The 17500-nt window shown below is 31.0% G+C and carries 16 protein-coding genes and 1 pseudogene; 11 read left to right on the top strand and 6 right to left on the bottom strand.

All coding sequences use genetic code 11. From position 1 onward, the window contains the following. Nucleotides 1-145: 145 nt before the first annotated feature. A complete protein-coding gene (locus tag B3578_RS04070) occupies nt 146-1039 on the bottom strand; it encodes a lysylphosphatidylglycerol synthase transmembrane domain-containing protein (protein ID WP_286494700.1) in 894 nt (297 codons plus the stop codon). Between the two features lie 121 nt (nt 1040-1160). Between B3578_RS04070 and B3578_RS04065 the strand changes: the two genes are divergently transcribed. The 3 genes from B3578_RS04065 to B3578_RS04055 are packed head-to-tail and all read left to right on the top strand — an operon-like array spanning nt 1161 to nt 3355. Next, nucleotides 1161-1961, top strand: a complete 801-nt coding sequence (locus B3578_RS04065; protein WP_125348676.1) for an SDR family NAD(P)-dependent oxidoreductase — start codon at nt 1161-1163, stop codon at nt 1959-1961. Between the two features lie 3 nt (nt 1962-1964). Further along, the gene (locus B3578_RS04060) at nt 1965-2417 is read left to right on the top strand and encodes a GNAT family N-acetyltransferase (protein ID WP_286494699.1); all 453 of its coding nucleotides are present in this window, start codon (nt 1965-1967) and stop codon (nt 2415-2417) included. Continuing rightward, nucleotides 2414-3355: a hypothetical protein gene (locus B3578_RS04055; protein WP_291047098.1), complete on the top strand. Its 942-nt coding sequence runs from the start codon at nt 2414-2416 to the stop codon at nt 3353-3355. Before B3578_RS04060 ends, B3578_RS04055 begins: the two co-directional genes overlap by 4 nt. Nucleotides 3356-3415: 60 nt before the next feature. Here the strand turns inward: B3578_RS04055 and B3578_RS04050 are convergent, their stop codons facing one another. Genes B3578_RS04050 through B3578_RS04035 form a run of 4 tightly spaced genes read right to left on the bottom strand, consistent with a single transcriptional unit; the run spans nt 3416 to nt 7732 of the window. Further along, complete coding sequence (locus B3578_RS04050) at nt 3416-4303, bottom strand: DMT family transporter (protein WP_280035998.1); 888 nt, start codon at nt 4301-4303, stop codon at nt 3416-3418. 49 nt (nt 4304-4352) lie between these two features. Continuing rightward, nucleotides 4353-4907 (bottom strand): DNA-3-methyladenine glycosylase I, encoded by a 555-nt coding sequence (locus B3578_RS04045; RefSeq protein ID WP_280062849.1) that lies wholly within the window; start codon nt 4905-4907, stop codon nt 4353-4355. A gap of 6 nt (nt 4908-4913) precedes the next feature. Continuing rightward, a complete protein-coding gene (locus B3578_RS04040; RefSeq protein WP_038331939.1) occupies nt 4914-5726 on the bottom strand; it encodes a hypothetical protein in 813 nt (270 codons plus the stop codon). Next, on the bottom strand, nt 5723-7732 hold the full coding sequence (locus tag B3578_RS04035; RefSeq protein WP_291047097.1) for a thioredoxin domain-containing protein: 2010 nt from the start codon (nt 7730-7732) through the stop codon (nt 5723-5725). Before B3578_RS04035 ends, B3578_RS04040 begins: the two co-directional genes overlap by 4 nt. Before the next feature lie 76 nt (nt 7733-7808). Here B3578_RS04035 and putP point away from each other — a divergent pair, with 76 nt between their 5' ends. From putP to B3578_RS03995, 8 genes are all read left to right on the top strand, one after another. Beyond that, nucleotides 7809-9308, top strand: coding sequence for a sodium/proline symporter PutP (gene putP / locus B3578_RS04030; RefSeq protein WP_291047096.1), 1500 nt, complete (start codon nt 7809-7811; stop codon nt 9306-9308). Between the two features lie 16 nt (nt 9309-9324). Continuing rightward, on the top strand, nt 9325-9690 hold the full coding sequence (locus B3578_RS04025; RefSeq protein ID WP_291047095.1) for a DUF2750 domain-containing protein: 366 nt from the start codon (nt 9325-9327) through the stop codon (nt 9688-9690). A 205-nt stretch (nt 9691-9895) separates the two neighbouring features. Further along, nucleotides 9896-11680 (top strand): DNA mismatch repair endonuclease MutL, encoded by a 1785-nt coding sequence (gene mutL / locus B3578_RS04020; RefSeq protein ID WP_221854222.1) that lies wholly within the window; start codon nt 9896-9898, stop codon nt 11678-11680. Nucleotides 11681-11762: 82 nt separating this feature from the next. After that, nucleotides 11763-12428, top strand: coding sequence for a rhomboid family intramembrane serine protease (locus B3578_RS04015; protein WP_291047094.1), 666 nt, complete (start codon nt 11763-11765; stop codon nt 12426-12428). A 3-nt stretch (nt 12429-12431) separates the two neighbouring features. Then, nucleotides 12432-13319 carry a rhomboid family intramembrane serine protease gene (locus B3578_RS04010; RefSeq protein WP_221854224.1) on the top strand — a complete coding sequence of 296 codons (888 nt, stop codon included), beginning with the start codon at nt 12432-12434 and terminating at the stop codon, nt 13317-13319. Nucleotide 13320: 1 nt separating this feature from the next. Further along, a complete protein-coding gene (locus B3578_RS04005) occupies nt 13321-14361 on the top strand; it encodes an endonuclease/exonuclease/phosphatase family protein (protein ID WP_260509536.1) in 1041 nt (346 codons plus the stop codon). 33 nt (nt 14362-14394) lie between these two features. Beyond that, entirely contained in the window at nt 14395-15924 is a 1530-nt protein-coding gene (locus B3578_RS04000) for a helicase HerA-like domain-containing protein (RefSeq protein WP_125348700.1), read from the top strand. A 4-nt stretch (nt 15925-15928) separates the two neighbouring features. After that, complete coding sequence (locus B3578_RS03995) at nt 15929-17296, top strand: exonuclease domain-containing protein (protein ID WP_280045288.1); 1368 nt, start codon at nt 15929-15931, stop codon at nt 17294-17296. A gap of 100 nt (nt 17297-17396) precedes the next feature. Here the strand turns inward: B3578_RS03995 and B3578_RS14370 are convergent. After that, nucleotides 17397-17500 (bottom strand): annotated as a pseudogene (locus B3578_RS14370) (IS982 family transposase); the annotation flags it as partial.

Raw genomic sequence — 17500 nt, 5'->3', positions numbered from 1 at the left:
CCAACTGAGCTAAGAGACCTTCGTAATTGGATTGCAAATATAGGGCTGTTTTTGAATAATCCAAATAGTTAAAATGAAAAAAATTAAATAAAATTTAATGTTAGGAGTTAACTCTTTTCATTTCAAAGAAATAATTTTTTAGATTTTAAAAAGAAATATTCGTCTTTTTCTTTTTTTCTTCAATTTTAACGCCTTTAAATAGGTAAATAATCCCAATAAATGAGATCGAAATGGTGATGATAGAGAAAATAAATGCAGCACTTGTAGCTAAAGTTTCATCAAAATTGAATCGATGTGCAGCATACATAAACACTGCTTCTCTTATTCCAAATCCACTAAATGAGATAATCGATAAAATTCCTGATACTAAAAAGATCAATAAATATATACTGAAATTGTCTGGATGAATATTCAATCCTTCCAAAACAAAATACAACATACCAACTTGTATCAATTGTAATACAATCGAATAAATCATCGAGTTGTAAAAAGTTCTTTTATGAATAGGGAAAATGATTCCTAAAATAAATGGAACAGCTACAAAACCAACCAATGAAAAGATTAAAGAACCATATTGTATCCAAGGGTAATCTGTCAAATTTGAGAAAAATATTAGAAAAATGATGATTAACAACATTGCGCAAAGTCCAATAATTTTGTCAAGAAAAACCGCTTGCGAAATTTCTTTTAGACTGATTTTATAGTTTTTATTCAACACATAAACTTTGTATGCATCTCCACCAATTCCACCTGGAACAAAGGTATTGTAAAACATTCCTAAAAAATACAAACGTGCATTTGATTTATATGATAAATCAAGATTGATGTCCCGAAAATAATAGTCTAAACGAAAAACAGACAATGCTTGCGAAAGTACATAAAGGATAACAGCAATAAAAATATACGCCCAATTCGCATTTTTGTAATGACTGAAAATATCAAAAATATGTAGTTTAACAAAGAAGATATAATAGATTAACGCAATACTAATCGTTAATTTAATTCCTGTTATAATATATTTTTTAGTTTTTGGATTCAATTGAAATCTTTTGATAATTAACGCACAAATTTAGAGAATCTTCTAGTAACCATTCAAAAAATTATTTATCTACCAATATTTGTCTGATATTACGTAGTTTTGCGTTTAAATTAATCGAATCATGCAATCAAAAGTTATTGTAATTACAGGTTCTTCTTCGGGGGTAGGATTGACTTTGGCAAATTATTTTCACGATAAAGGACATCAAGTTTATGGTTTATCAAGAACAGCTAAAGGTCAAGAAAAATTTAAACATATTGCGACAGATGTTTCGGATAAAGAAAATGTAAAACGTAGTTTTCAGCAGATTTTTTCGGAAACAAATAACCAAATTGATGTGTTGATTAACAATGCCGGAATTGGAATGTTAGGCGCTGTGGAAGATGCTTCGAAAGCTGATATCGAGAAATTATTGGAGGTTAACGTCTATGGTCCAATTTATACAATGCAAGAAGTTTTGCCTACAATGCGCGCGCAAAAAAACGGTTATATCCTGAATGTTTCGTCGATTGCGAGTAACAATGGTTTGCCTTTTAGAGGATATTATTCGGCTTCGAAGGCGATGATTGATCGTTTGATTGAATCGGCTCGTTTGGAAAATCGTCACACAGGAGTAGAAATTGCTACGTTGAATTTTGGAGATATCAAAACCAATATTGCAGAAGGTCGTGTGAAAACTTTTGTGTCAAAATTTTATCAAAAAAGATATGATGCAATGGTTGCTGATATCGATCACGAAGTGCAAGATGGTACGCCAACAGAAGATTTGATTCCGATTATTGAAAATATTTTGGCTCAGAAGAATTTGAAACCACATTATTATATTGGAAAATCGATGCAGAAATTTTCGGTAATCTTGAAAAATATTTTACCTCAAAAAATGTTCGAAAATATTATTGCAAAATATTCAAAATTAGATTAATAGATGGAAAAGGTTATTTGGCATTATAAATCTTTTGACGATTTAACATCGAAAGAGCTATATAAAATAGTGCAATTGCGTAACGAAGTTTTTGTGATTGAACAAAATTGTATTTACCAAGATTGCGATGATAAGGATTTGGTTTGTGGACATCTTTGGGCAACGATTGGCGATGAGGTTGCAGCGTATTCTCGAATTGTTCCGAAAGGAACTTCATACGAAAACGAACCTTCAATTGGTCGTGTAATTTCGAATCAAAAGTTTCGTCGTTATGGATTAGGGAAACAATTGATGAAAAATTCGGTTCAAATCATTGAAAATCAATTTAAAACGTCTTCAATCCGAATTTCTGCTCAATCTTATTTGAAAGAATTTTATTCTTCGTTTGGCTTCGAGCAAGTTTCGGAAGAATATTTAGAAGACGATATTCCGCATATCGAAATGTTGAGAAAATGAAATTTCTAAAATACTTTTTCATAACGCTATTTTCAGCTTTCATTGCATTGGTTTTGGTTGATGTTTATTATTCGAATCAACTCAAAAAAATGGCTTTGTTTAGCGGAGAAGTGCAAGAATGGAATCAAATAAGAGAAGGAAAAACGACGAATGTTGAATTGGCTATTTTTGGTTCTTCGAGGGCGTTTATTCAAATTAATCCGAATATTTTAGAACAAGATTTAAAACTGACAACGCATAATTTTGGATTAAACGGAAGTAAATTTAAAATGCAATTGTATCGTTTCAATTTGTATTTAAATCATAATCCAAAACCGAAAATTGTTGTTTGGAATTTAGATACGTTTTCGTTTTCACACATTGATGAAGTTTTTCAACCAAATCAATATGCGCCATTTATGTTGTGGAATTTTAAATTGTATGGTGCATTAAAAGATTATAAAGATACAAAGTTGGTTGATTTTATTGTGCCGCTTTATCGTTATAGAGATCAAACGTATTGGAAAGATCAAATTGCAAGGGCGAAGAAAGAAAAACTGCATAAAGACGGACTCTTTCGTGATGATGGTTTCAAATCATATAACCGAAAATGGAATGTTGATTGGGAAAAAATGAAAAAGAAAAACTCTGATTTTGACTTTTCAGATTATGCTTTGTTAGAAGAATTAATTGCAAAATGTGAACAAGAAAATATTCAGTTAATTTTTACAATTGCACCCGAATTTTATAAAGGTCAAGATTATATGTTGAATCGAGAAGAAGTGATTAATCGTTATCAAACAACATTACAAAAGCATCATCTTCTGTTATTAGATTATTCGACTGATTCGATTAGTTTTAATCAAAAATACTTTTACAACACAACGCACATGAATTACAAAGGTGCGGATGCTTTTACAAAAGAATTAGCAAAAGATTTGAAAAAATATATAAAATAAAAAATCTCGTAAACCATTTGGTTTACGAGATTTTTAGTTATTGTTGAAGTAATGTTTAATCTAAATTACTTCAACTTCTTTTTCTTTTTTCTGTGTTAAATAAACGCCTGATAAAATCATTCCGAACCCAAATAAATGGATCCACGAAATTTTTTCTCCAACTAAAAATCCCCAAAATACAGAAACTACGGGCATTAAATAAGTCACCATTGAGGCAAACATCGAACCTGTAGATTGTATTAATCTGTAAAACAATATCATCGCTAAGGCTGTTCCTAAAAGTCCTAAAATAGCGACAAAACCTAAACTTTTTAATTGTTGTTCTGTTCCTTCAAATACATCAAAAAATCCTGAAATAATTAAAATGAAAATTGAAGGTAATAACCAAATTGTGAATAGAGCCGAGGATAATTGAAATGATGGAACGTCGTTTAGATAGCGTGTTAAGATTAAACTATTCATTCCATAAAGCGCGGTTGCTAATACAATTAATAAACAATGTAAAAGACTATTTTCGCCAGAAAAACCATCGCCTCCAATTAATAAAACAGCTCCAATAAATCCGATTATTGCTCCCAAAACTTGATTTTTAGTTCCTTTGATATTGAAAAATAAAGCGCCAAAAAGTAAAATAAATAATGGAACTAAAGAATCTAAAATTCCAGCCATTGAACTCGAAACATGTGTTTGCGCCATTGGAAATAAAAACATTGGAATGAAATTTCCGCAGAAACCAGCCAATGCAACGTATTTTAATTTATTTTTCGGAATTTTAAATAGACTTGGAATTCCCCAAATTGCCAAAATTCCTCCTGCAATTGTTAGTCTTAATGCTCCAACTTGATATGGCGTGTACGCGACCAATCCTTGCTTGATGAGAATAAACGAGCTTCCCCAAGTTAGCGCCAAAACGCCAAGGATGATCCAATGTTTTAGTTCGATTTTCATTTTCTAAGTTTGCGCAAAGATGCACATTTCAGATGATTTTATTGAGTTGTTATTTACAAAAACAATCTGTTGTATGATCATTTACCATTCCGGTCGCCTGCATATGCGCATAAATAGTGGTTGAACCAAAGAATTTGAAGCCACGTTTTTTCAAATCTTTTGCAATTTGATCCGAAATTTCGGTTGTTGCGGGAACTTCTTTTATCGAATCCCAATTGTTGATAATTGGTTTTCCATCAACATATTTCCAGATGAAATCGGAAAAAGAACCAAATTCTTTCTGAATTTCTATAAATAATTTTGCATTATTAATTGCTGCCGAAATTTTTCCTCGATGACGAATAATTCCTTCATTTTGTACCAATTCATCAATTTTAGTTTCATCAAATTTGGCTACTTTCTCTACATTAAAATCAGCAAAAGCTTTTCTAAAATTTTCTCTTTTTTTAAGAATTGTAAACCAACTTAATCCAGCTTGAAAAGATTCGAGAATCAAAAATTCGAATAAAATTTTATCATCTTTTACAGGTTTTCCCCATTCGTTATCGTGATAATCGATGTAATCTTGGTCTTTATTTACCCAAGCGCAACGTGTTTTTTCCATGGTTTTTTATAATTTTTGTAAATCATCAATACATTCTTCAAGTCCTTTTACCCAATCAGGATTTATGGTTTCTATATTTTTTGATTCATCGAGTTCTTGTTGTAAAATAGGAATGAAATCCTTGTTTTCTGTTGCTAAAATAGCTTCAAATAACAAAGAGCCAAAATCATCTTTTATAATTTCTTGTTTAATGACTTCAATAATTCGATCATCTTTTCTTTTTGCTAATCCAGTGATAGCTTCCATTCTTGTTTCTTGGTGTTTGTCATTTACACGATTCCATAATGCTTCTCTGATATTTTCATTATCAAAATCACTTTGACCGATATAAAAAGTAGCCCAATTTCTTATGTGATTCGCTTTATCTTTCGAAAATTTAATCAAAACATCAATAGTTTTTTCATCTTCTATGAATCCAAGCGCAGCAACAAGGCTTTTCTTTATTAAAATATTTTCAGTATTTTCAAAAGAACAAATAAGATCAATTTGTTCTTTGTTTAAATCAGAATTATTATGACTGATACCAAAAAATATTGAAAATAATACATCAACATTTTTTTCTGATTTTAAAAGATTAAAAAATATGTTGATAGTTTCTTTCAAAAAAGGTCTTGGAGGAATACCTAATTGAGTTAAAATTTTAATTCCAACAATTTTCTTATTTTGATCGTTGGAATTAATAAGTTCTACACATTTTTCAAATAAATCTTGACTTGGGCGACTTCTTAAAATCCGAATTGTTTCCCAGCGAGATTTATCAGTTTTGTAGTTTATTAAACGAGAAATAAGTTTTTCGTCACTCCAATTTAGTTTACTCATAATGATAAATTTCTAAAAGCCTCTTCAACCGAATAAACGGGTAATTGACATGTATAATTTTCGCAAATATGAATAGATGTTTTATTTTCAATGAATCGATTTTGAGTGATTTCTAAATTCTCTGTTTTTGAAGCAACAAAAATTGCATTCGGAACATAACATTGTTGAATTTGTTTCGAGAATTCTAATGCATTTTCGCCAATGATTACAATTTCTTTGAATGGATAAGCGAAATTTAGATACAACTGAATCCAATTTGCAAAACCAGTTGGATAATCGTGAATTTTTTCTTCGATATTGGTTAACATTTGTTTTGCTTGTTCAATGTATTTTTCTTGATTGAGAATCTTCCCTAATTTGAACAAATTATTTGCCATGACCGAATTTGAAGATGAAATAACATTGTCATAAATTTCAAATGTTTCATTAACCAAAGGCGTGTCGTAATGTGATTTATACGCAAACATTTTATTATTGTGATTATAAAATTGATTAAAAACTTCTTCTGTTAAGGTTTGAGTAGTTTCTAAATAATGCATTTTCGAAGTGACTTCGTAAAGTTTGATTAACGCTTCAATCATTAACGCATAATCATCCAAAAATCCGGGAATTGTAGTTTGGTTGTCTTTATAATTTCTGAACAAAATTTCACCATTCCATTGATTTTCTAAAATAAAATTGGTTGCATTTTTTGCTAAATCAAGATATTCATCATTTTCAAAAGTGATAAATGCATCACACAAACTTTTTATGGTTAAAGCATTCCAAGAAGTTAAAACTTTTTCGTCGCGATGAGGTTTTATGCGCTGTTCACGAATTGGATTAAGAATTTTTTTCCATTGAGAAATTTTGGTTTGAAGTTCTGTTGTTTTAATGTTCTGCTTCGTAGCAAAATCTTCGTCATCTGTCAATCGCATTAAAATATTATTACCATGTTCCCATTCTCCAAATTCATCAACATTGTAATATTGCTGAAATAAGTCAAAATCATTTTTCAAAATTGTTTTCAATTCATCCGATTTCCAAACATAATATTTTCCTTCTTCACCTTCAGAATCAGCATCAATAGCAGAATAAAAAACACTTTCAGGCGAAAGCATTTCATCTTTCAACCAATTAATTGTTTCTTCTACAACTGTTTTATATTCTTCTTCTCCAAAAACTTTATATGCATTTGAATAAAGCGAAAGTAATTGCCCATTATCGTAAAGCATTTTTTCGAAATGAGGAACTTTCCAATATGGATCAACTGAATAGCGCGAAAAACCACCTTTTAGTTGGTCGTAAATTCCACCAAAAGCCATTCTATCCAATGTTATTTTTGTTTGAATCAAACAATTTTTATTTTTTGTTTGTGTACCATATCGCAAAATGGTTTCCCAGGCATTTGGTAACATAAATTTTGGTGCACGATTAAAACCTCCCCATTCATCATCAAATTGTTGTTGCCAAAACTCAAATGTTTCATCAATTTTATTTGTTGAAAAAGTTGAAGAAGATTTCAATTCGATCGCCTCCATTTTATTCAAACCATCAGCAATAGAGTTGACGTATTCCATTGTTTTAGCTTGATTTTGATGATATAAATGATTGATATTTTCTAAGAGTTCAATCCATTGAACTTTCGGAAAATAAGTTCCGCCATAAAAAGGACGACCATCTGGCAAAGCAAAAACATTGAGTGGCCAACCTCCAGATTGATGAATTAATTGCGAAACATTCATATATAAAGCATCTAAATCAGGACGTTCTTCACGATCAATTTTAATGCAAACAAAATTATCATTCATCACTTTTGCGACTTCATCGTTTTCAAAAGATTGATGTTCCATCACGTGACACCAATGACAAGCCGAATATCCAATTGAAATAAGCAAAGGTTTGTTGACTTTTTTTGCATGATTCAAAACTTCGTCATTCCAACTTTGCCACCAAACAGGATTATTTTCGTATTGTTTCAAATACGGACTTGTTGCTGATTTTAGATTATTTTGTTGAAAATTCATGATTCTTGTTTAGAAATTTAAAGTTCGTACAATTTTTGTGGATGAAAAATTATATTTTCGACAAAAATTAAAACACATGAACATTTACGAATACATTTCTATTGGTGCATATATGGCTCTGATGATTGGAATCGGGATTTATTCTTACCGAAAATCAACAAGTAACTCAGAAGATTTTTTGATCGGAGGAAGGAAAATGGGAGCAGCTGTAACGGCGCTTTCTGCTGGTGCTGCTGATATGAGTGGTTGGTTGTTAATGGGAGTTCCTGGAGCAATGTATTTTACAGGTTTGTCGAGTGCTTGGATTGCAATTGGATTGACAACAGGATGTTTTTTGAACTATATTTTTGTCGCACCACGATTACGAATCTATACAGAAATCGCTCAAAATTCGATTACACTACCCGTATTTTTTGAAAATCGTTTCAAAGATAAATCGCGTTTATTAAGAATTGTTTCTTCAATATTAATCTTAATATTTTTTACATTATATACTTCTGCTGGAATGGTTTCTGGAGGCAAATTATTTGAATCTGCTTTTGGATTAGATTATATGACTGGACTTTGGATGACAAGTTTTGTAGTTGTATTATACACTTTTTTAGGTGGTTTTTTAGCGGTAAGTTTAACTGATTTCGTACAAGGGACGATTATGGTTTTGGCTTTGGTTATTGTTCCGATTGTAGCAATTTCTGAAATTGGTGGAGTTGGTGAAACCTTTTCGTTGATTAATGATAAAGGCGATAAATATTTAGATTTATTTAAAGGTACAACAACAGTTAGTATATTATCCTTGATGGCTTGGGGGTTAGGATATTGTGGTCAGCCCCATATTTTAGTACGTTTTATGGCGATTGGAAACCCGAAAGATTTAGCGAAAGCTAAAGATATTGGAATTACATGGATGATTTTTACAGTAGGTGGAGCACTTTTAGTTGGTTTAGTTGGTATCGCATATTTAATGAAATTTGATCAAACAACAATGTTAAAATTTGATGGGTCTAAAACAGAAGCAGAAACGATTTTTATTTATTTTTCACGTGTTTTATTTCATCCATTAGTTGGAGGATTTTTATTATCAGCAATTTTAGCAGCTGTAATGAGTACAATTTCTTCACAATTATTAGTAACATCAAGTTCATTAACAGAAGATATTTATAAAGCATTTTTGAACAAAAAAGCAACATCGAAACAGTTATTAACAGCAAGTCGTTTATCGGTTTTAATTGTTGCGGTTATCGCAGTTTTATTATCCTTAACGCCAAAAGATTCTATTCTAAATTTAGTTGGAAATGCTTGGGCAGGATTTGGATCGGCATTTGGGCCAGTAATCGTTTTTTCACTTTTTTGGCAAAAAACTTCTTGGCAAGGAGCTTTGGCAGGAATGTTAACAGGTGGAATTGTAGTATTGTCTTGGGTTTACATCAATCACGATTATAAAGATTGGTACGAAATGATTCCAGGATTTATTTCTTCGGTTATCTCAATTTACGTCGTTTCTTTATTGACTCAAAAACCGAATCAAGAGATTGATAAAGAATTTGATGAAATGAAAGCTGTTTTGAAAGAGAATTAACATGCATCCAAAAGAAATGGAAAATATATTAAAGTTAAATCCTTTTGATCGTTATCAATATTTTATTCGAAAAATTGCTGACGGGGAAACTGCTTATATAATGATTTTTCCTGATGGTAATTATGCTATTTCTATAATTAATGATAAAAAAATATTTCCAATTTGGTCAGCGAAAGAATTTGCTGAATTAACAAAAAATGATGGTTGGGAAAATTGCAAAATATTGAAATTGACTTTAGATGATTTCGAAGAAACTCTTTTCTATTATATTGATGAAAATAATTTATTGATAAATGTTTTTCCTACAGATAAAACTGGTTTTGTCGTTAGTTTAGAAGAATTCGCTAGGGACTTAAAAGATGAATTAGAACAATATCAATGAAATATAAAAAAATAGGTAGAGGCATTTGTCTACCTTTTTTATTGCTGAAAATTATGAATTTATTATTCAAAAGTTAAAACTTAAAACATCAACAATTGTTGATAAGTTTCACTTGTAGAGAATAAGGTCAAAAGAGAGATTTGTTTGTATATTTGTAAAGTTTGATTAAAAAAATAGTCAAAATTAAATCAATTTATACGAAAAGATGAACGATATTATTCAATTACTGCCAGATCATGTAGCCAATCAAATTGCCGCAGGAGAAGTTGTACAACGACCAGCTTCTGTGATAAAAGAATTGATTGAAAATGCGGTGGATTCTGGTGCAACTTCTATTCAGGTAATTGTAAAAGATGCTGGCAGAAGCTTGATTCAAGTGATTGATAATGGTTCGGGAATGAGTGTGACAGATGTTCGAATGGCTTTTGAACGTCACGCAACTTCAAAAATCAGAAAGACAGAGGATATCTATAATATTCATACAAAAGGTTTTCGTGGAGAGGCTTTGGCGTCGATTGCTGCGGTTGCACAGGTAGAAACGAAAACGCGTCGAGAAGAGGATGAGGTTGGTTCGCAATTGGTGATTGAAGGCGGAGAAGTTCGCAACCAAGATCCTGTTGTTTGTCCAGCTGGAACGTCTATTTCGGTAAAAAATCTTTTCTATAATGTGCCTGCTCGTCGTAATTTCTTAAAATCAAATCAAGTTGAATTTCGTCATATTCAAGATGAGTTTCAACGTGTTTCGATGGCGCACGAAAACATTAGTTTCTTTTTACATCACAATGATGCAGAGGTTTATCATTTGAAAGCCGGAAATCTGAAACAACGTATTGCTCAAATTTTTGGAAAAAAATTAAGTTCACAAATTATATCCGTTGAAGAAGATACAGAAATTGTAAAAGTGAAAGGTTTTGTGGGGAAACCAGATGCTGCAAAAAAATCGCGTGGCGAACAATTTTTCTTTGTGAATAATCGCTTTATTCGTAGTGGATATTTGCATAATGCAATCGTAGATGCTTTTGAGAGTTTGTTGCCAACGGGGTATAGTCCTTCTTATTTTTTGTATTTAGAAATTGATCCGTCAAAAATTGATATTAACATTCATCCAACTAAAACAGAAATTAAATTTGAGGATGAAGCATTGATTTTTACTATTCTTAGAGCTGCTGTAAAACACGCTTTGGGACAATTTAATGTAATTCCTTCGTTGGATTTTGAACAAGATCCAAACTGGGCATTTATTCCATCTGCGACGGAAGATACAGAAATTAAAATGCCAGAAATTACGGTTGATTCTAGTTTTAACCCTTTCGAGCATCAACAAACAAGAGCGCCGAAACCGTCTGATATTCGTGCGAATATGGATTTTTATAAAGATGCTGTTGAGTTAGAAATCGAAAATAATCATGCGCATCAATTATTTGAATCTGAAGATTTTCATGATAGTTTTGAAGTAATTCAATGGATGAATCAATATTTGGTTGTTGAATATCGTGGCGAATTGTTAATCATCGATCAACATCGCGCGCATCAAAAAATATTATTCGAAAAATTTATACATTCAAATAATGGAAGTGCTTTGGTACAACAAATGCTTTTCCCGATTGAGTTGGAACTTTCGCCAAATGATCGTCAGAAATTAATCAATGTAGAGCATCAATTGTTGAGTTTTGGTTTTGATATTTCGTTGGATGAAGAAGCAATACAGATTAATGCGATTCCTGTTGATGTGCAACAAGAGGATGTAGTGTCTGTTTTTATGGATTTTATCGAGGAATTAGAATACCAAGAATCAATTGAATTAGAAAATACGTTTGCAAAAATTTTAGCAAAAAATGCGGCTGTTAAAAAAGGAGTTTCATTAAAATCTGAACAAATGCAAACTTTGGTCGAAGAATTGCTAAGACTACCAAATCCGAATTATACGCCATACGGACGCCCAATTTTTGTGCAGATGAATACGGCTGATATCAAAAAAACATTACAATAAACGAATGAGACAATCTATACCACCGATTACAAAGAATTTACTTATTATAAACGGTTTGTTCTTTCTAGCGACTTTTGTTTTTATGCAGACTAGGCAAATCGATTTGAGAGTGATTTTAGGTGCTTTTTATCCTGAGTCCCCCAACTTCAAATTTTGGCAAATTTTGACGCATATGTTTATGCATGCAGATTTTACACATATATTGTTTAATATGTTTGCGTTGTGGATGTTTGGCTCTGTTGTAGAGCAAACCTTTGGGCCAAAGAAATTCTTGACGCTTTATTTGTTAGCTGGTTTAGGCGGTTTTATATTGTTTAATGCAGTTAATTACTTTCAAATAGAGCAGCTAAAAGAAGCAGTTCAGGCGAAAGGAATAGGTTTTAGTCAAATTTATGAAGCTGCAAAATTGAATATGCAAGGTGGGTATCATACCAATTCAATTATTCAAACTAACCAAGCTGCATCAGAACTTTTGACAAATTATGTAACACCAATGGTTGGTGCTTCTGGAGCTATATATGGTTTATTGTTAGCATTCGCAGTATTATATCCAGATGAAAAATTAATGTTAATCTTTTTCCCTGTTCCGATTAAAGCAAAATATTTTATTCCAATTATGGTATTAATTGAGTTTTATATGGGATATCAAAACATCGGAAATGTGGCACATTTTGCGCATTTAGGAGGTGGATTGATTGGTTTCTTGTTAACAAGACATTGGAAAAAGAATTTATATAGATGGAATTAAGAAATGGCAAATAATATCTTAGACGATTTAAAATTAAAATATTCATCAGGAAATAGCGCAACAAAATTAATTTACGTTAACGTTGTGGTGTTTTTTACATTGTTAATTGTTGATTTTGTTCTTCGAACGGTAGTAAATTCTACGATTACAACAACTGGTTTGTTTGCTTTGTCATCTTTCGATGATTTGATTGTAAGACCTTGGCAAATCCTAACATATTCTTGGTTACATGGCAATCTTTTTCATTTGATAATGAATATGGTTTTGTTGTATTTCGTTGGGCAAATGTTTTTGCAACAATTTCAGAACCGAAATTTAGTTACATTCTATATTTTTGGAGGAATCGCTGGTGGAATTTTCTTTTTATTGTTTCAGAATTTATTCAATTATTCACATTTATTAGTTGGTGCTTCGGCAGCGGTTTATGCGGTGTTTTTTGCAATGATTTCTTATAATCCGAAAATGCCCGTTCGTTTGTTGTTGATTCCAACTTCATTTCCATTGTTGTATGTTGGTTATGTATTTATCGCATTCGATGTGTATAATATTATTGCTAATCAAAATGCAGGCGGAAGTATTTCGCATTTGGGAGGTGCTATTTTTGGTTATCTTTATATGAAACAATTTGAGAGAGGAAATGATTTTTTAGGTAACTTTATTTTCAAAATAGAGCAGTTATTTAAGAAAAAAGAGAAATCAACTTTCAAAACATATAAAAATATTTCTTCAACTTCTTCGCGATCAAATGTTCCGAAAGATGATTACGATTTTAATCATCAAAAAGTTGAAAAACAAAAGAAAATTGATGTAATTTTAGATAAGATTTCTCGTTCAGGTTACGAGAGTTTGTCCAAAGAAGAAAAAGACTTTCTGTTTAGAGAAGGTAGGTAAAATGAGTATAATCAGTAAGTTTAAACTAAATTATTTCAATCGTTTAGTACTAACAATTAATATCGTTTTTTTGTTAGTGGCTTATTGTGTCTATTTAAATAAAATTTTTACGCCTACAGAAATTCCATATTTTAACTTTATTTCGATTGGTTTTCCAATATTATTTGCATTTGGAGCAATGTTTTTACTGTATTGGTTACTGTTTAGCTGGCGACACTTTTTGTTAATTTTAGTTCTTTCAGCCGGATTATTTTACCCAATTTATCTTTCATATCCAATTGTACAATTCAATAAAGTTAAAGATAAAAAAGCTGATTTATCTGTATTGACATATAATGTACATGGTTTTAAAGAAGAAGGAACAAAAGAACTTTTGATTAAGAATAAGGCAGATATTATGCTGCTTCAAGAAGCGTATGAAGGTCAACAGAAAAGTCTAAAAAATAAAGAATTCAAAAATTACTATTCAGAATTTTATGGTTTATTGACAATTTATAGTAAATATCCTATTATTCAAACAAAAAAAATAACACCTGATGATAATGAAGAATTGAATGGACTTGCCGCTTATGCTGATATCGATTTGGGAAATGATACGATTCGTGTGATTAATGTTTATCTTGAGCCAATGTACATTGATAAAGCGATGGTGAAAGAAATTATTCAGTCTGATGATTCGCGAACTGCCGAAATTTCGAGTCGAAAAGTTGAGTTAAAATTGGTGCAAGGAATGCAAAAACATCAAAAACAGTTAGAAGCGATTATTCCATATATCACATCTTCGCGTCATCCAGTTATTTTGGGAACGGATCTTAATTCGACTCCAGTTTCTTACGAATATGAGAAGTTGAAAAAATATCTTCACGACTCTTATATAGAAGTTGGAAAAGGAAATGCGACAACTTTTCATGGATTTAAATTTCCAATTAGAATTGATTATTTATTTCATTCTAAATTATTTAAACCTATTGAGGCACATGTTATTCGAAAAAAATTCTCGGATCATTATCCAGTAGCTGTAAAATATAAAATTTCAGAATAAATTTTTTCTATATTTATTCAATAATCAATCAAAATGAACCAGAAAGAAAGCTTTATTCAAGAGATACAAAGTCGTTATTCTTTTAAAAACGATAAAATAATTTTAGGCAAAGCCAAATTAGATGGCGAAATTGTAGAAGAAGTTGAAATTTCAGTAGCATTAAAAACAATGAATCGTCACGGATTGATTGGTGGAGCAACTGGAACAGGGAAAACAAAATCTTTGCAGATTATCGCCGAGCAACTTTCTCTGAAAGGTGTTCCAACTTTGTTGATGGATATCAAAGGAGACTTATCTGGAATTGGAGCTGCTGCAAATTCGGAAGATAAAAATGCGCAAGAAAGAATGGAGGCGCTTAATTTACCTTTTGATCCGCAAGCTTCTCCTGTCGAGTTTTTGTCTATTTCTGATGAACCAGGTGCAAAACTTCGTGCAACTGTAAGTGATTTTGGTCCAATTTTATTCAGTAAAATTTTGGAACTGAATGAAACACAAGAAAGTATTATTTCAATTATATTCAAATATTGTCAAGATCGTAATTTACCTTTGATTGATTTGGAGGATATTCGACGTGTTTTGCAATATGTGACAGATTCTGATGAAGGAAAATCTGAATTAAATTCGAATTATGGAACAATTGCGCCAGCTTCTTTGGGAGCTATTTTGCGCAAAATTGTTGCATTAGAACAGCAAGGTGCAACAAAGTTTTTTGGAGAACCAAGTTTTGATGTTCAGGATTTATTGAAAACGAAAGACGGAAAAGGAATTGTAAATATTATTCGTTTGATTGATATTCAAAATCAACCTAATTTATTTTCAACTTTTATGTTGAGTTTATTGAATAAAATTTATTCTCAATTCCCTGAATCTGGAGATTCTGATAAACCGAAATTGGTGATTTTTATTGATGAAGCACATTTGATTTTTAAGGAAGCTACGAAAGCTTTGTTGAATCAAATTGAAACAATGGTAAAATTAATTCGATCAAAAGGTGTGGGATTATATTTTGTAACGCAAGTTCCTGGAGATGTTCCTGATGCAGTTTTGAGTCAATTAGGTCTTAAAGTTCAACATGCGTTAAGAGGTTTTACTGCGAAAGATCGTAAAGAAATAACAAAAGCTATCGAAAATTATCCGACAACTACCTATTATAAAGCAAGTGAAGTAATCACTCAATTAGGGATTGGAGAGGCTTTTGTGACTGCTTTAGACGAAAAAGGTATTCCAACTCCTTTGGCTTATACATATATGCGAGCGCCAAATTCGAGAATGGATATCTTGACTTCAAATGAAATCGATACGATTACCTCAAACTCAGATTTAGTGACAAAATATGCGACAGATATTGATCGTGAATCTGCAAATGAAATTTTATCACAAAAATTAGAACAACAAAAAAATATAGAGAAACCTGTTCCAAAAGCAACTTCAACAAGAAGTATTCCTAAAGAAAAAAATTGGACAGATAATCCTGTTGTGCGTGATGTAAGTCGTACTGCAACTCGAAAATTGATGGATTTTGGAATGAAAATGTTAACTAATTTTTTAAAAGGAAAAAAATAAGCACGTGTACGCGATTTTAGATATAGAAGCGACTGGCGGAAAAGTGGGGGAAGAGTCAATCATAGAGATTGCGGTGTATAAATATGATGGAAAAGAAATTGTCGATCAGTTTATATCATTAGTTAATCCCGAAAAAAAGATTGATCAATATGTACAAAGGTTAACGCATATTTCAGATAAAATGGTGTTGACAGCGCCTAAATTTCACGAAGTAGCAAAACGTATAGTTGAGATTACAGATGATTGTATTTTAGTTGGACATAATGTAATGTTTGATTATAGAATGCTAAAACAAGAGTTCGATCGTTTGGGATATAATTACGAAAAAGAATGGATTGATACTTTCGAATATAGCGAAAAATTGATTCCAGGATTACCTTCATATTCTTTAGGAAAATTATGCGAATCGCTTGGAATTGTAGTGACAGATAGACACAGGGCTTCTGGAGATGCAAGAGCGACAATTTCTTTGTTTAAATTATTGTTAGATAAAGATTCGGAAAAAATAATCACGAAGAAAACAGGTTTAAAACAACCTAAAAAAGCACATTCTAAGTATCAGAAACTGCTTGAAGGTTTACCTAATTCTATCGGGGTTTATTATTTATACAATAGCCGAAAACAACTTATTTATATTTGTCGAAGCAATAATATTGCACGATCTATTAATCAAATTTTTACATCAAAAACTTTAAAAGCTAATAAGCTGAAACGTTATACACGTTCTATAAAATTCGAAGAAACTGGAAGTGGTTTTCTTGCTGCAATTAAAGAAAATAACGAGGTCTTGAATAATCAACCAATGTATAACGTAAAGTTAGTTGAGAATAAAGTTTATCCTTTTGGATTGTATTATTTGGAGTCTAAACGTGGTTATTCGAGATTAGAAATAGGGAAAGTTAGAAAGACACAACCTGTTTTGAAATTTAAAACTAAAGAACGTGCAAAAGAGGTTTTAGAGAAAATCGTTCATGATTATAATCTTTGTCAACAAGTAAATGCGGGAATTAAATCTGATGAATCTTGTTTCCAATATAAAGTAAATAAATGCAATGGAGCTTGTGTAAAAGAGGAATCTAAAGAAGTTTATAATGAACGAATTCAAAGTTTTATTAAAACAACTGAATATCCTTCCGAAACTTTTTTGATTATTGATAAAGGACGAAAAGGAATTGAAAAATCATTTTATTTAGTTGAGAATGGAGAATTTAAAGGATATGGTTATTACGAATATCATCATCAAATAAAAACGTTAGAAAAGATTCACAATATCTTAATTCCGATTAAAGAAACGGAAGAAATAAAAAATATGCTCAAATACTTTTTGTATAAAGTTTCTTCTAATTCTAATCAAATCATTATTATTGAATAATATTCTTTATGAAGAAAATATAAAAAATAATAAAAAAGCTCAGTTAATATTAACTGAGCTTTTTTGTATGATTAAATTTAGACTATACCCGTTGTGCATTTTAAATAATTTGAGTTTTTAGATTATTAATATTTCGATTAAAGTATGTTTTATTAATGTACTGAACCACAGTAAGTGCAGTAATTAGCTAAAATTCTGGTTTTA

The organism is Empedobacter sp. UBA1574 (genome assembly GCF_002322895.1).
GTDB classification, from domain to species: domain Bacteria; phylum Bacteroidota; class Bacteroidia; order Flavobacteriales; family Weeksellaceae; genus Empedobacter; species Empedobacter falsenii_B.
This window is presented reverse-complemented; position numbering and strand designations above follow the sequence as displayed.

Excerpts from the sequence above, each read along its gene's own strand:
- mutL (WP_221854222.1), top strand. The coding sequence starts at position 9,896 with ATGAACGATATTATTCAATTACTGCCAGATCATGTAGCCAATCAAATT.
- B3578_RS04065 (WP_125348676.1), top strand. The coding sequence starts at position 1,161 with ATGCAATCAAAAGTTATTGTAATTACAGGTTCTTCTTCGGGGGTAGGA.
- B3578_RS04035 (WP_291047097.1), bottom strand. The coding sequence starts at position 7,732 with ATGAATTTTCAACAAAATAATCTAAAATCAGCAACAAGTCCGTATTTG.
- B3578_RS04005 (WP_260509536.1), top strand. The coding sequence starts at position 13,321 with ATGAGTATAATCAGTAAGTTTAAACTAAATTATTTCAATCGTTTAGTA.
- B3578_RS04000 (WP_125348700.1), top strand. The coding sequence starts at position 14,395 with ATGAACCAGAAAGAAAGCTTTATTCAAGAGATACAAAGTCGTTATTCT.
- B3578_RS04055 (WP_291047098.1), top strand. The coding sequence starts at position 2,414 with ATGAAATTTCTAAAATACTTTTTCATAACGCTATTTTCAGCTTTCATT.
- B3578_RS04060 (WP_286494699.1), top strand. The coding sequence starts at position 1,965 with ATGGAAAAGGTTATTTGGCATTATAAATCTTTTGACGATTTAACATCG.
- B3578_RS04015 (WP_291047094.1), top strand. The coding sequence starts at position 11,763 with ATGCAGACTAGGCAAATCGATTTGAGAGTGATTTTAGGTGCTTTTTAT.
- putP (WP_291047096.1), top strand. The coding sequence starts at position 7,809 with ATGAACATTTACGAATACATTTCTATTGGTGCATATATGGCTCTGATG.
- B3578_RS04025 (WP_291047095.1), top strand. The coding sequence starts at position 9,325 with ATGGAAAATATATTAAAGTTAAATCCTTTTGATCGTTATCAATATTTT.
- B3578_RS04045 (WP_280062849.1), bottom strand. The coding sequence starts at position 4,907 with ATGGAAAAAACACGTTGCGCTTGGGTAAATAAAGACCAAGATTACATC.
- B3578_RS04040 (WP_038331939.1), bottom strand. The coding sequence starts at position 5,726 with ATGAGTAAACTAAATTGGAGTGACGAAAAACTTATTTCTCGTTTAATA.
- B3578_RS04010 (WP_221854224.1), top strand. The coding sequence starts at position 12,432 with ATGGCAAATAATATCTTAGACGATTTAAAATTAAAATATTCATCAGGA.
- B3578_RS04050 (WP_280035998.1), bottom strand. The coding sequence starts at position 4,303 with ATGAAAATCGAACTAAAACATTGGATCATCCTTGGCGTTTTGGCGCTA.